Origin of the sequence: Streptomyces sp. NPDC088745 (assembly GCF_044751045.1) — a bacterium.
In the GTDB taxonomy this organism is placed as follows: domain Bacteria; phylum Actinomycetota; class Actinomycetes; order Streptomycetales; family Streptomycetaceae; genus Streptomyces; species Streptomyces cremeus.
Map to the genome: position 1 here is coordinate 399,548 of NZ_JBIVLB010000002.1, position 12,022 is coordinate 411,569.

Below are 12,022 nucleotides of genomic sequence, written 5' to 3' on the forward strand. Positions count from 1 at the left end.
CTCAGTACATGCTCAGCAGTTGGTCGACCGTCAGCTCGGCGGGACCGGCCGACTTCCCGTCCGGCAGGGCCAGTTCGAACCACACCGTCTTGCCGCGCGGGGTGCGCCTGGCTCCCCACGCCGCACTGAGCAGCCCGACGAGCTGGAGGCCGCGGCCGCCCTCGTCGGTGTCGCGGGCCCGCCTGCGCCGGGGCTGGACGAGTCCCGCGTCCCAAACCTCGCAGACCAGGGTGCGGTCGAGCAGCAGGCGCAGCCGCACCTCGCCCTCGCCGTAGCGCAGGGCGTTGGTGACCAGCTCGCTGACCAGCAGCTCCGTGGTGTCCACGAGGTCTTCGAGGCCCCAGGAGACGAGCTGGCCACGGGCCAGTTCGCGGGCCCGGCCCACCGAGCGCGGTTCGCGCGGCAGCCGCCAGTCGCCGACCGAGGCGGCCGGGAGGCCCTGGATGCGGGCCATCAGGAGGGCGATGTCGTCCTCGCCGTGGCGGGTGTCGAGGGTGGTCAGGACGTGGTCGCAGACGTCCTCCAGGGGGCGGACCGGCCCGCTCATGGCCGTGCGGAAGTCGCGCAGGCCCTCCTCCAGGGGGTGTTCGCGGGACTCGACCAGACCGTCCGTGTAGAGGGCGAGCAGCGAGCCCTCGGGCAGCTCCACCTCGACCTCCTCGAAGGGTTCGCCGCCGACGCCCAGCGGCATTCCGGGCGGCACGTCGAGCAGCAGCGGCTCCTCGCCGGGCTCGACCACCACGGGCGGCAGGTGGCCCGCGTTGGCGAACGTGCAGCGGCGGGTGACCGGGTCGTAGACCGCGTACACGCAGGTCGCGAGGTACACCTCGGAGAGGTCCGCCTCCCGGGACTTGTGGGCGGCACGGGAGGCCTGCTGGGCGCCGCTGGGGGTGCCGAGTCCGCGGGCGATCTCGTCCAGGGCGCTGAGCACTTCCGCCGGTTCGAGATCGAGGAGCGCCAGGGTCCGCACGGCGGTACGGAGTTCGCCCATGGCGACGGCCGCGCGCAGCCCGCGCCCCATCACGTCTCCCACGACCAGCGCGGTGCGGTGGCCGGGGAGTTCGATGACGTCGAACCAGTCGCCGCCGACCTCAGTGGCGGTGTTGCCCGGCAGGTAGCGGCAGGCGATGTCGAGCCCGGCGGCCTCGGGGTCGCCGGGCGGCAGCAGGCTGCGCTGGAGGATCAGCGCGCGCTCGTGCTCCCTGCGGTAGAGGCGGGCGTTGTCCATGCAGACGGCGGCCCGGGAGGCCAGCTCGGTGGCCAGCGCCCGGTCCCGCTCGCCGAAGGGCTCGCTCCCCTTGGTGCGGGAGAACTGCACGAGCCCGATCACCGTGTCGTGGGCGACCATCGGCACCGCGATCGTGGAGTGCACCAGCTCGCCGTCCTCGCCGGGGACGACCCGGGCGCGTCCGGTGCGCAGCGCCTTCGCGCACGGGGTGGTGAAGGGGTAGCGGTGGACCGAGCCGACCTGGATGTCGGCGGGGTCCTCCCCCGGGCCCACGCAGCCGGGCGCGGCCAGCGGCGCGTCGGAGACGGCCGAGGCGAACGCGACCCGGCGCAGCTCGGCGCTGCCGTCGGTGACCCCGGGCGGGGCCTCGTCGCCCGTCAGCAGCCCCTGGTACAGGTCGACGGACGCCAGGTCGCAGAAGCCCGGCACGGCGACGCCCAGCAGCTCCCGGGCGGTGGTCTCCAGGTCCAGCGAGTTCCCTATCCGGGCGCCCGCCTCGTTGAGGAGGGCGAGGTTGCGCCGGGCGTCGGCGGCCTCGCGGGCGGCCCGGTGGCGGCGGGTGACGTCGGTGGCCAGGCCCGCGACGCCGACCGGGCGGCCGGAGCCGCTGTGCACCCGGTAGAGGTTGACGGACCAGTGCCGGCGCTCGGCGCTGCCGGGTTCGGTGCCGGTGATCTGGATGTCGGTCATGGCGTCGCCGGTGTCGAGCACCCGGCGCAGGGCGGCGGAGACGCGCTCGGCCTCGGGGGCGGCGAGGTAGTCGTGGACGGTGCGTCCCCGGTGCGCGTCGGCGTCGCCGCCGAAGACCTCGGCGAAGCGGCGGTTGGTGCGCTGCACGGTGAGATCCGTGCCGAACAGCAGGAAGCCGAAGGGAGATTGGCCGAAAATGGCCTGCGAGGCGGCGAGGTCGGTTTCGATCCGGCGCAGGGCGCGCACGTCGACGACCAGACAGAGCGCGCCGCGCTCCCCGGCCTGGGTCTCACTGGGCATCACATAGATCTCGGCGACTCCCTCGGCACCGTTCGTCCCAGCCGCCGCCTCGGGCATCCGGAACGGGACGAGGCCGGTCCACTCCTTGCCGTCGAGGATCTCGGCCACCTCGCGGTGACCGCGCCCGCGGTACTCCTCGGGCATGAAGACCTCGACCGGGTCCCGCCCCACGACCTCCCGGGCGAGCACCCCGAAGAGCTCCTCGGCCCGGCGGCTCCACTGCTCGACGCGGCCGTCGGCGCCGAGCGAGAAGGAGGCGATCTTGATGTAGTCGTAGATCGACCCGGGCGGACTGGACTGCCACAGGGGCCCGCCGCCCTCCGCGGCCCCGGCGCCGGTGCCGCTCGCTGCCTCACCGGCACCGCGTGGTGTCCCACCGGTACCGCTCGCGACCCCGCCGACGCCGCTTGCCGCGTCACGGATGCCGCCGACCGCAGCTCCGCCGACCGCGGCACCGCCAGTCGTAAGGCCGGCACCCTCCGCGCCGCCCGCGTCCCGGCTCCGGTCGTGGCCCGCGCCGGTCGGGCCCCGGCCGGGTCCCTCGGCGATCGGGCTCCGGTCAGGTCCTTCTGCGTTCCCGGACCGGCCAGATCCCTCTGCGCCCCGGGACCGGTCAGGTCCCTCTGCGCTCGTGCCCCGGTCGGGTCCTGCTGCGCTCGTGCCCCGGTGAAGGTCCTCGCCGGTCGCGGCCCGCTCAGGGTCTCCCCCGGTGGCGGTCCGCCCCTGAGCCGCGTCGCTCACGCCGCCGTCGTCGCCCGCACCGCTCGTCCTCGTACCGCGTGGACCGTGCGTACCGCGTGGACCGTACGTACGGTACGGACCGCCCGACCCGGCATCGGGCCCGTCAGCCACGGCGTAGCCGTCCGCCCCCCGGGGCACGCCTTCGGGAGCCGTCGGCTGCGCGTCCGCCGCCCGGTCCGGACCGGTGGGTCCGGGCGCCGCTGGGGCCCCGGCCGATCCTCCGGTGCCCAGGGCACCGCCAGCGCCGCGAGCACCGCCCGCTGCCTCGCCGGGCGTCTGCGCCTTCGCCGGTATCTCGTTCACACGACCGTCCCCTCCAGCTCACCTCACCGGAACCGGCCTTGCCCGCAGTATTCAGCACTGCGGCCCCAGACGGCACGGCGTTCACGATCGCGACGTCCTCCCGGGCCGTACCCGACCCTTTTCGGCCGTAATGCACTGCCCGGCCGGGACCTCCCGGATGTCGCGTGATCGTTCAAGTCCCTTCACACTTCTAACCGGGCAGAGCCAGCTCGAACCACACCGTCTTGCCGCTCTTTCCGCGCCGGGTTCCCCAGCGCCGTGCGGAGCACGCGACCAACTGCATGCCGCGCCCCCCCTCGTCGTCCGGCCCCGCGGTCCGCTCGCGCGGTGGATCCGGAAGCGGATCGGAGACCTCCACCCGCAGGACGACGGGCGCGGCGGCCGCGGTTCCGGCCAGGGGCCCGGGGGTGGCGAGCCTCACCAGCCGCACCCCGATCGGCCCGGACGTGTACCGCAGGGAATTGGTCACCAGCTCGCTGACCAGCAGCACACTGACGTCGCTGAGCTCCTCGAGGCCCCAGTCGCGCAGCGCGTCGCGCACCGCGTGCCGTGCGGTGCGCACCGCGCCGGGCTCAGCGGGGAAGGTCCACTCGGCGCAGGCGCCTTCGATGTCCAGCACGCCGACCACATCCCAGAACAGCAGCAGTGGACCCCAAAGAGGCAGTGTCCTTTTTCAGGGGGTTAATCAGCACATACCCGATATCCGTCTCCGACTATCCCGGGAACGGGCGCACTGTGGCACGAACGGCGTACGGGGTCGCCCGTGCGCTGGGTCCCATTGCCCCGTTCAGACCCGTGTGACCGGCGGCATCAGTCCGTACGAGGAGGCCGCACCCGCGGTCGTACGAATGCGGAACCGACCCGGAACCGGCCAGGACCGGGACACCCGCCACCCCCATGGACCCTCAGCCCTCCCCGCCGAACCCCTCCGCCCGCAGCCGACGCACCGCCTCCGCGACCGCCGGGCGGTCCTGGTCGAGCCAGTCCACCGTGTCGCTCTCGTCGGGGCCGAGCCAGCGCAGCTCGTCGTGGTCCTCCAGCGGGCGCGGCTCACCGGAGAGCAGCCGGGCCGTCCAGACCTGGAACACGTACCCGGGTTTCAGCGGCCACTGCCCCGGAATGCGCTCCAGCGGCTCGACCTCGACGCCCAGTTCCTCGCGCAGTTCGCGGACCAGCGCCTGCTCGGGCGTCTCGCCCGGCTCGCGTTTCCCGCCGGGCAGTTCCCAGCGGCCGGCCAGCTCCGGCGGGGCGCTGCGGCGCGCCGCCAGCAGCCGCCCGTCACGGCACAGGGCTCCGCCCACGACAAGTGTTTCCGTCATGGTGCGGAGCCTACGGGTGTGCCCACCCGGCTGGATCACGGGCGCGGTACGGGCGTCGGGGAACTGATCGGATTCACCGCCGCACGCCGCGCGCGCTCCTCCCCCTCACTGCTGCTTCGCCGCAGCCTGTTCGATCCAGTACAACTGCTTGTGCCCGTGGCTTTCGAGCTGGTCGGCCCTCTGCTGGGCCTCCGCGCGCGTGGCGTACGCCCCCACGCGATAGCGGTTGCCGTTGTCGTCCTGCCGCACCACCAACCACGGAAGCCGATCGCCGTTGTCATTCATCGCGCGCCTCCGTCAGGGGTCCCCAGGAAACCTCAGTACGCATATGCCCGACCTTACGCCTGACCTTTACGCACCGGATATGTGTTTTCACAAAGAGGCACCGATCTGGCCAAGAAATACTGGGGAGTTGACGCCGAAGAGGGGGCGCGTCCGCGTGGACGCGCCCCCTCGAAAACCCCAACCGCCGGGCGCGCCAAGGAAATTGGCGTTCCCGTGCCGGTGCCGGGCTACCGCACCGGCAGGTGGTACGACACCCGGTAGCGGTCCGCCGGGACCACCAGGTCGGCGGTCTCCACGGCCCGCCCCGAGGCGTAGTACGTCCGCTCGATCACCAGCACCACATGCCCCGGCACCCCGCCCAGCTCCGCCAGCTCCTCGGCGAGCCCCGGCCGGGCGCCGACCTCCTCGGCCACGTTGTCCACGACCACGTCGATGGCCGCCATCCGCTCGACCACCCCGCAGCCGCCGAGCGGGCCCTCCTCGGGCAGCATCACCGGTGTCCGCCCGGTGACGGCCAGGGGTTCGTAGGAGGTCGACAGCATCATCGGCTCCCCCGCGTCCCGGAAGACGTACTTCGTGCGCATCACCCGCTCGCCCGGCTCGACGCCGAGCCGGACCGCCACCTCGGCGGACGCCTCCACCTGCTCGCTGCGCGACTCCCAGGTGCCGCGCGTGCCCTCGGCCGCCTGCTCCTGCCGGAAGGGCGTCGTCGAGCCCGGCCCCCGGTAGGCGGAGCGGGCGACGCTGCGCGGCACCGGGCGCTCCCGGACGTACGTCCCCGAGCCGGACCTGCCCTCGACCAGGCCCTCCGCCATCAGCACCTTGCGCGCCTCCAGCGCGACGGTGTCCGAGACGCCGTAGACCTCACGGATGCGGGCCTGCGAGGGGAGCCGGGTGTGCGGCGGCAGCTTCCCGTCGGCGATCTGCTGCCGCAGGTCCCTCGCCACGCGCAGATAGGCCGGCTGCTCACCGAATGTCACTGGCCACTCCCATCAGGTTGACAGACAGCAACAGCCTGGCAACCGTGGGTTCTGGAACACAAGCAAAGGCCAAAGTTTCACTCGAAGTGATGATTCGGCTTCACGCAGGCATGTTTCCTTGGGTAAGGGGCGTGAGGCGTTACACCTCTTCCTGCGCATCCGTACCGACGCTCGCGCCACCCCCGGTGCTCCCACCGGTCCCGTCCGTACCACCGGACCCGTCGGTCCCTCCCGTACCGCCCGAACCACCCGTACTGCCGGTACCACCCGTGCCGCCTGCAGCGCCCGTGCCACCCGCACCACCCGCACCGCCGTCGCGCAGCGAACCGGTCAGCTTCTCCCCCGACTCGTTGCCGAAGACGCAGGTGACGCCCCGGTCCCCGAGCCGCCAGCCCCGGCGGTCGGGCATCAGGTAGTAGAAGTCCGCCTCGATGTCGGAGCCGCCGGTGTAGGTCACCTGTGCGGCGGAGCAGCGCCGGTCGGCGATGGCGCTGATCTTCTCGTCGCCGGGGTACGTGCGGGAGTCGGCCAGGTCGAAGGTGCCGAACACCTCCGCGTCGTGCTCCTCCTGGCAGCCGACCACGTCCACCCGGTAGGTGGTGCCCTCCAGCGAACCGTCGACGGAGTTGAAGCACTGCCCGACCCGCAGATCCGTGACGGAACGGCCGGTTCCGTCCGCCCCCCGCTCAAGGCCGCGCAGGATGCCGCCGAACCCGCCGGTGAGGAGCGTCACCAGGGTGAGCACGACGCTGAGCGAGGACAGCACGATGCCCGTCACCGCCAAGCCCTTGCCGCTGTCGCCGCGCTTCCTGATCTGCGCGAGCGCGATGAGGCCGAGGACGAGACCGAGCGGGGGCACGCAGCAGACGATGCCGGTGACCAGCGAGGCGATGGCGAGCCCGTTGGTGGCGGGCGGCACGGGCGGCATGCCGTAGGGACCGACACCGTAGGGCTGGGCGCCGTACGGGGTCTGCTGTCCGTACGGCGCCTGCTGCCCGTACGGAGGCTGCTGACCGTACGGTCCGGGAGCCTGCCCGTACGCCTGGTGCGGCGGGGAGCCCTGCGGATTCGGCCCCTGGGGGCTCGGCCCCTGCGGATTCGTCCCCTGGGGCGGGTCCCAGGGCTGTTCGGGCGGCGGTATCGCCATCGGTGCGGTGCTCCTCGTCGGGGGTGCGGGGCGCGGGGTGCCCGGCGCATCGTACGTGCCCCGTACCCGCCGGGGCAGTCCGCGCCTACGCCCCCATGCCTGCCGGGGCGGCCCGCTCGTACGCCCCCCATGCCTGCCGGGGCGGCCCGCTCGTCACCTGCCCCGTGCCTGCCGGACACCGTCCGGCCGCCCCGCCGGGAGCAGCCCACGACCATGTCGGAAAACCGCCAGCGCCGCCCGTCCCGACCTGATGCACTGGTCCCCATGACGACGACGCAGCACGACAAGGCCACGCTCCTCGACTCCCTGCACCGCCGCCCCGGGTCCCCGCTCCTGGTCGCCAACGCGTGGGACGTCGCCAGTGCCCTGGTGGCCGAGGACGCGGGCGCCCCCGCCGTCGCCACGACCAGCGCCGGGGTCGCCTGGAGCCTGGGTTCGCCGGACGGCGACGTACTGGACCGGGGCCGGGCCCTGGACCTGGTCGCCCGGATCGCGGCGGCGGTGAAGGCGCCGGTGACGGCCGACATCGAGGGCGGTTTCGCCGAGAGCGCGGAGGGCGTCGGCGAGACCGTGGCGAAGGTGATCGAGGCGGGCGCGGTCGGCGTCAACCTGGAGGACGGCAACCGCGACCCGGCCGCCCAGACGGGCCGGATCGCCGCCGCGCGGGCCGCCGCCGACAAGGCCGGGATGCCGCTCTACCTCAACGCCCGCATCGACACGTACCTCTTCGGACTCGGCGAGGAGTCCGGCCGCCTCCAGGAGACGACCGAGCGGATGCGGGCGTACGTGGCCGCGGGCGCGTCCGGCGTCTTCGTCCCCGGGGTGACCGACCCGCAGGTCATCGCCGCGCTGGTGGCCGCCGTCGACGTCCCGCTGAACGTCCTGGTGGGCCCGGGCGCCCCGAGCGTCGCCGAACTGGCGGAGCTGGGCGTGGCCCGGATCAGCCTCGGTTCGACCGTGGCGGCCGCGGCGTACGCGGTGGCCCGCCGGGCGACCCGCGAACTCCTGGAGCGGGGAACGTACGGGACGGTCGCGGACGCCATTCCTTACGGCGACCTGAACGGCCTCCTCCCCCGCTGACGTCCGGCCGCCGGCCCCGCCGCCCTACCGGGCGCCGAAGACCTGGGTCCAGCGGTGGTCCGCGACGCCGATGCCGACCTCCTTGAACGCGCAGTTGAGGATGTTGGCGCGGTGCCCGGAGCTGTTCATCCAGGCCTTCATGACGGCGGCGGGGGTGCGCTGGCCGGCCGCGATGTTCTCGCCGTACGTCGACCACTTGTACCCGGCGGCGGTGACGCGCTCGCCGGGCCCGTCGCCGTCGGGGCTGGTGTGGTCGAAGTAACCGCGGGCGACCATGTCCGCGGAGTGCCGCTGGGCGGCCGTGTCCAGCAGCGCGTTGCCGCGCACCACCGGGCAACCGGCCTTGGCCCGCTCCTCGTTGAGCAGCCGTACGACCTCCTGCGCGGGCCCGGCGGGGGGCGCGGGCGGGGCGGGCTTGTCGGTACGGGGCGGCCTGGGCGGCGGCGCGGCCTTCGACGGCGTCCTGGTGGGCGGCTTGGGCGGCTTGGTGGCGGCGGACCTGGTGGGCTTCGGCGTGGCGGTGCGGGCGGCCGAGGCGCTGGGGGTGGGGGTGGGGACGGGAGCGGTGGCGCTGGGGGCGGGGCTCGACGGGAGGGCCGGCCCGCCGGTGCGCGCGGCGTCCGCGACACTCGTGCTGCCCCCGCCCCCGCCGCTGCCGCCGCCCGAAAATATCTGGTACACCCCGAAACCGCCGCCCAGGAGCGCCAGCAGGGCTGCCGAGCCGATCACCTGACGCTTCCTGCGGGTGCGCCGCTGCCGCAGTTGGGACCGGGAGGGCCCGTGGGGGGTGGTGCTCTGCTGGTTCTCTGCTGCGTCGCCGTACGACAAGTCGTGCTCCTGCGTCCCGTGCTGTGATGTGTCTGCCTGAGTCCCGTGGAGCGGGTCCTGCGAGTACGGCGGTACGTCCCGGGCGTGCGCGACGGGGGCGATCCCGCCGCTCCCGCGCCGCACCGCGGCGCTGACGGCCGCGGCCAGCGCCGCCGCCACGGGCACGAGCCCGAACCCGGCGAGCAGCCCCTCGGCGGGCACCAGCCCGGTGCGGTGCCCCGAGCAGGCGGCGCACTCCTTGGCGTGCCGGGAGATGCGCTTGCGCCACAGCGCGGAGGGCACTCCGTCCCAGGGGCCGAGCACCTCCCGCAGCGTCCCGCACGACGGCACGGCCGCCACGGCACGCACCACCACCCGCGACGCCTCCAACTGCGCCTTCATGCGCTGCACACGGACGGCGGTGTGGTCGGGCGGCAGGTCCAGCGCGGTGGCGACCTCGGCACGGGTCAGTTCGCCCGCCGCCTCCAGCCACCACAGCGACAGCAGCGCGCGGTCGTCGGAGTCCAGCCACCGCGTGGCCTCGACGGTCTCCTTCCGCTGCCCGGACAGCCCCATGCGCACCAGGGTCAGCCCGACGAAGTCGGCCGCGGGGTCGGCGAGCTCGCGCTCCTCCGACACCGGCACGGCGTCGGTCTGCCCGCGCTGCCAGTGCCGGCGCACCTCGTTCATGGCGATGGCGACGAGCCAGGACCGGAAGCCCTCGGGTATGCGCAGGGACGGCAGTCCGTCGAGGGCCCGCAGCATGGTCTCCTGCACGACGTCGTCCACGTCGGCGTGTCCGTTCAGGGCGCGTCCGACGATGTTGTAGACGAGCGGCAGATAGGCGGCGACGAGGGCGTCCTGTGCCTGCGGGTCGCCGCTCTGCGCGGCAAGCACCCGCGCGACTCCGTGTTCCCTGTTCACGGTTGCCCGCCCCTTCTCCGCCGGATTGCCCGATACGCGCCTACGCACCTGCGTACGCGGCACGCACCCGCATCTTGCTCCACGCCTAGGAGACCGCCCCCACCCCCCGCCATAACAAAAACTTCCCCCCGACTTCTCCGCCTCCCGCCGAGGGGGCACCGCGTCAGGGGCGCGGGGAACTGCGCGACCAGCCACGACGCTCCTGCACGGAACCGTGCGATGGCCGCGCGGCGAGCGCTTCAGGGAAAGGGGCGGGTCCGGGGCCTCTCCTGCGTGAGCAGAACGGGGCTGCCTGGCCCGGTACCGGGGCTGAGCTCTCGGCCTCGCCGAAGGAGCGTGCCCGGCACAGGCGCTGACGCGAGGGGCGGCACCCGGGTGGGCCGGGAGCGGGAGGGGCCGCCCCCTTGCCCGCCCGTTCCGCCCCCTTGGGGCGGCCCCGTCGCCCAAGGGGACGGGGGTGACAGGGCTGTTGCGAAGCCCAAGGGGCCGGGTGCGAAGGAAGAGGGCAGGGGCGGGTTCGCCGCCCAACGGGGCTGGCGCCCAACAAGGGGTCGGCACCCAACGGAGGTCCGGCACCCAGCGGGATCAGGAGGAGAAGGAGGGGCGAGGCGAAGGGCGGAACGCCCTCCGGAGGGGGACAGAAACACCCACCGGATCAGGCGGAGCCCGCCCCCACCACCTCAGCCCTCCGCCTCCAACGCCGCATCCAGCCTCTTCCGCGCCCCTTCCAGCCACCCCCTGCACACCTTCGCCAGCTCCTCCCCCCGCTCCCACAACGCCAGCGACTCCTCCAGCGACGTCCCCCCGGCCTCCAGCCGCCGTACGACGTCGATCAGCTCGTCCCGCGCCTGCTCATAACCGACCTCGGCACCCGACGCACCCGACGCACTCGAAGAACCCGACGCACCCGACACTGCGGCTTCATCCGTATTGGCCATGCGTTCCACCCTATGCACGAGCTCCGACAACTCCGACTCAACAACAGACCCGCCCACGAACCCACCCTCCGAACTCACTCCACCCGCACCCCGAACTCCCCCTCCGCGACCCGCGCCCGCAGTACGTCCCCGGCCGCCACCTCCTCCGCCGACCGCACCACCGCCCCGTCGCCCCGCTGCAATACCGCGTACCCCCGCTCCAGCGTCGCCGCAGGCGACAGCGCCACCACGCGCGCCCGGGTGTGCGACAGCTCGGAGTCCGCGCGGTCCAGCAGGTGCCGCAGCGTCCTGCGGCTGCGCGCCACCAGCGCGTCGACCTCGTCCTCGCGGTCCTCGACCATCCGCTGCGGCCGCTCCATCACCGGCCGGGCCAGCGCGTGCGCCAGCCCCCGCTCCTCCCGGTCGAGCAGCCCCCGCACGGTCCGCAGCGCCCGGTCCCGCAGCCCCTGCACCCGGTCGAGCTCCTCCCCCACGTCGGGCACGACCTTCTTCGCCGCGTCCGTCGGCGTCGACGCCCGCACATCCGCCACCAGGTCCAGCAACGGCGAGTCCGGTTCGTGCCCGATGGCGGAGACGACCGGGGTCCGCGCCTGCCCGACCGCCCGCACCAGCGACTCGTCGGAGAACGGCAGCAGGTCCTCCACGCTCCCCCCGCCCCGCGCCACGATGATCACGTCCACGTCCGGCAGCGCGTCCAGCTCCTGCACGGCCCGCACCACCTGCGGCACCGCGTGCACCCCCTGCACGGCGACGTTGCGCACCTCGAAGCGCACCGCCGGCCACCGCCGCCGCGCGTTCTCCAGCACGTCCCGCTCGGCGGCGCTCGCGCGGCCGGTCACCAGCCCGACCAACTGCGGCAGAAAGGGAAGGCTCCGCTTCCTGTCCAGCGCGAACAGCCCCTCCGCCGCCAGCGACCTCTTCAACTGCTCCAGCCGCGCCAGCAGTTCCCCGATCCCCACCGGCTTGATCTCGCTCGCCCGCAGCGAGAGCTGCCCGCGCGGCGCGTACCACTCCGGCTTGGCGTGGACGACGACCCGCGCCCCCTCCGACACCACGTCGGCCACCGTGTCGAAAACCTGCCGGTAACAGGTCACCGCCACCGAGATGTCGTTCGACGGATCGCGCAGCGTCAGGAAGACGACCCCCGCCCCCGGCCGCCGCGACAACTGCGTGATCTGCCCCTCGACCCACACGCTGCCGAGCCGGTCGATCCACCCCCCGATCAACCGGGAGACCTGCCCGACCGGCAGAGGCGCGTCCGCTGACGTATTCAGAGCCAT

The 12,022-nt window shown here is 73.7% G+C and carries 10 protein-coding genes; 1 reads left to right on the top strand and 9 read right to left on the bottom strand.

Annotated elements, in window-relative coordinates:
- Nucleotide 1: 1 nt before the first annotated feature.
- From ACIP93_RS06390 to ACIP93_RS06415, 6 genes are all read right to left on the bottom strand, one after another.
- Nucleotides 2-2,524, bottom strand: coding sequence for a SpoIIE family protein phosphatase (locus tag ACIP93_RS06390; RefSeq protein WP_401757003.1), 2,523 nt, complete (start codon nucleotides 2,522-2,524; stop codon nucleotides 2-4).
- 928 nt (nucleotides 2,525-3,452) lie between these two features.
- Entirely contained in the window at nucleotides 3,453-3,890 is a 438-nt protein-coding gene (locus tag ACIP93_RS06395) for an ATP-binding protein (RefSeq protein WP_401756291.1), read from the bottom strand.
- Between the two features lie 277 nt (nucleotides 3,891-4,167).
- Nucleotides 4,168-4,581, bottom strand: coding sequence for a (deoxy)nucleoside triphosphate pyrophosphohydrolase (locus ACIP93_RS06400; protein WP_345228618.1), 414 nt, complete (start codon nucleotides 4,579-4,581; stop codon nucleotides 4,168-4,170).
- Between the two features lie 105 nt (nucleotides 4,582-4,686).
- Nucleotides 4,687-4,866: an SPOR domain-containing protein gene (locus ACIP93_RS06405; RefSeq protein WP_345228619.1), complete on the bottom strand. Its 180-nt coding sequence runs from the start codon at nucleotides 4,864-4,866 to the stop codon at nucleotides 4,687-4,689.
- A gap of 227 nt (nucleotides 4,867-5,093) precedes the next feature.
- Complete coding sequence (locus ACIP93_RS06410) at nucleotides 5,094-5,846, bottom strand: GntR family transcriptional regulator (protein WP_401756296.1); 753 nt, start codon at nucleotides 5,844-5,846, stop codon at nucleotides 5,094-5,096.
- 139 nt (nucleotides 5,847-5,985) lie between these two features.
- Nucleotides 5,986-6,993: a DUF4190 domain-containing protein gene (locus tag ACIP93_RS06415; protein ID WP_401756299.1), complete on the bottom strand. Its 1,008-nt coding sequence runs from the start codon at nucleotides 6,991-6,993 to the stop codon at nucleotides 5,986-5,988.
- 264 nt (nucleotides 6,994-7,257) lie between these two features.
- Here ACIP93_RS06415 and ACIP93_RS06420 point away from each other — a divergent pair, with 264 nt between their 5' ends.
- Nucleotides 7,258-8,073, top strand: coding sequence for an isocitrate lyase/phosphoenolpyruvate mutase family protein (locus tag ACIP93_RS06420; RefSeq protein ID WP_345228622.1), 816 nt, complete (start codon nucleotides 7,258-7,260; stop codon nucleotides 8,071-8,073).
- A gap of 24 nt (nucleotides 8,074-8,097) precedes the next feature.
- Here ACIP93_RS06420 and ACIP93_RS06425 read toward each other — a convergent pair whose 3' ends face one another.
- From ACIP93_RS06425 to xseA, 3 genes are all read right to left on the bottom strand, one after another.
- A complete protein-coding gene (locus tag ACIP93_RS06425) occupies nucleotides 8,098-9,804 on the bottom strand; it encodes a sigma-70 family RNA polymerase sigma factor (protein WP_401756303.1) in 1,707 nt (568 codons plus the stop codon).
- A 680-nt stretch (nucleotides 9,805-10,484) separates the two neighbouring features.
- Nucleotides 10,485-10,742 carry an exodeoxyribonuclease VII small subunit gene (locus ACIP93_RS06430; RefSeq protein ID WP_380837214.1) on the bottom strand — a complete coding sequence of 86 codons (258 nt, stop codon included), beginning with the start codon at nucleotides 10,740-10,742 and terminating at the stop codon, nucleotides 10,485-10,487.
- Between the two features lie 74 nt (nucleotides 10,743-10,816).
- A complete protein-coding gene (xseA, locus tag ACIP93_RS06435) occupies nucleotides 10,817-12,022 on the bottom strand; it encodes an exodeoxyribonuclease VII large subunit (RefSeq protein WP_401756306.1) in 1,206 nt (401 codons plus the stop codon).

Coding starts and splice junctions, on each gene's coding strand:
- ACIP93_RS06405 (WP_345228619.1), bottom strand. CDS start 4,866: ATGAATGACAACGGCGATCGGCTTCCGTGGTTGGTGGTGCGGCAGGAC.
- ACIP93_RS06420 (WP_345228622.1), top strand. CDS start 7,258: ATGACGACGACGCAGCACGACAAGGCCACGCTCCTCGACTCCCTGCAC.
- ACIP93_RS06430 (WP_380837214.1), bottom strand. CDS start 10,742: ATGGCCAATACGGATGAAGCCGCAGTGTCGGGTGCGTCGGGTTCTTCG.
- ACIP93_RS06415 (WP_401756299.1), bottom strand. CDS start 6,993: ATGGCGATACCGCCGCCCGAACAGCCCTGGGACCCGCCCCAGGGGACG.
- ACIP93_RS06400 (WP_345228618.1), bottom strand. CDS start 4,581: ATGACGGAAACACTTGTCGTGGGCGGAGCCCTGTGCCGTGACGGGCGG.
- xseA (WP_401756306.1), bottom strand. CDS start 12,022: ATGGCTCTGAATACGTCAGCGGACGCGCCTCTGCCGGTCGGGCAGGTC.